The 1,428-nt window shown below is 42.9% G+C and carries 3 protein-coding genes; 2 read left to right on the forward strand and 1 reads right to left on the reverse strand.

The annotated features are described in order from the left end of the window. Positions 1 to 143: 143 nt before the first annotated feature. A complete protein-coding gene (locus tag F6K53_RS42390) occupies positions 144 to 671 on the reverse strand; it encodes a hypothetical protein (RefSeq protein ID WP_293086518.1) in 528 nt (175 codons plus the stop codon). 505 nt (positions 672 to 1,176) lie between these two features. Between F6K53_RS42390 and F6K53_RS42395 the strand changes: the two genes are divergently transcribed. Next, the gene (locus tag F6K53_RS42395) at positions 1,177 to 1,317 is read left to right on the forward strand and encodes a hypothetical protein (protein ID WP_293086520.1); all 141 of its coding nucleotides are present in this window, start codon (positions 1,177 to 1,179) and stop codon (positions 1,315 to 1,317) included. Beyond that, the coding region (locus F6K53_RS42400) for a DUF3531 family protein (protein WP_293086523.1) at positions 1,266 to 1,428 on the forward strand (163 nt) is incomplete at its 3' end. The genes F6K53_RS42395 and F6K53_RS42400, both read left to right, overlap by 52 nt.

The following is a 1,428-nucleotide window of genomic DNA, read 5'->3' on the forward strand; positions in this document are numbered from 1 at the left end:
CAAAACCATTGGACTTGTCATCAAGAAAGCTCTCTTCAATATCAAAGCGTAAGCCATATTCCCGAAATGTCTGAAGGGTGGTCGGTTCGTCGCTTACGATGTACCAAAGTTCCCCGCTAATTCCCTCACAAGCCAGACCCAGATTAACTGCACCATGCATATTCGGTTTTGTGAATCCAGACATTTTGGAGTAAAAGAGCTTCACCCCGTAGAACATGAAAATCTCGTACTTGAGACCAACCTTTACCAGGTCGCCAGAGCCAGAAATCACTTTTGATGCGGATGCGATAATGCCAACCCAGTTCAGCCAAGACATACTTCATTAACTGAGTATTGATGAATCCTCTGTCTGCTAGCAGTACAACTTTAACTCTATCTGGCATTAATCGCGACACTGCCAAGAGCAAGTCAAAATAGCTGCCTATCTTGACGCTGCTAGAAGAATGCTCCAGTACTCGCCAAGCCACTGGCACTGCTCTTCCTCGGTATACCACAGCTACCCTAATCAGACAATATTGATTCCACAGCATGGAAGTATCCAAGCTTAGATACAATAGTTCATTTTCCCATCTATTCAAGGCTTCCTGAATCAGTGGGCTATATAACCGTTGTGGATTAATCCGGGGACCGTTGCAACCATCGACTGAATCGACGTTGCGTGACTGTCGCAAACACAGCACTTGAGTGGATGTACATAGTCCATTTTGTCAGATTTACGCTACCTGAGTGGATTAGTCCAACTACCATCCAGACGCTTTGTATGTAGATGTCTGATATCAGCCCATTGTTTGGATTGACCCAATAACGTAACAAGGGCATTATAGAGACGGGAGGTGTTTTCGCTTGTCATCCTGTCTGAGTTTAGTCACCCAGTCAGAATATGGCATTTGTAGCCAATTTGAGAAGGTAACACCTTCCATCACTGGGAAAGAATGAGTCTTCCGTTGGGTAGCGCGCTGCTACACCGATTCCTGCACCGATCGCGCTATGTGAACTTTTGTCAGTCAACCAGCTGCTCCCTCTCTCACTATTGGTGATTTTTCATAACTATATTTTTCACAACTAGTTTAAAATTGTGATAATATAGTTATGAAAAAAATCAGGATTAATCAAAAGTTTACTATCGGATAGTCGGGATTGATGGTGATAAGTAAAACTTAGTTTTTGTTAACATAATTGCTTGAAACCGATTCCCGATTCCCGATTCCCGATTCCCGATTCCCGATTCCCGATTCCCGATTCCCGATTCCCTGTTCCCTAACGATATGCAAATTATATTTCGTGAGTTTAACCCATTTGATTTGTGGATTTGGATAGAATTTAGCACTGTTCCCTCCTATCGGGAAAAGGAATACGTAGAAGAATTGTTCAATTCCTGGTTTTTATTAGGTAAATTGGGAGGATTTGATGCAGAAAACCTTCCCGTGC

It is taken from the genome of Moorena sp. SIO4A1, assembly GCF_010672065.1.
Classification (GTDB): domain Bacteria; phylum Cyanobacteriota; class Cyanobacteriia; order Cyanobacteriales; family Coleofasciculaceae; genus Moorena.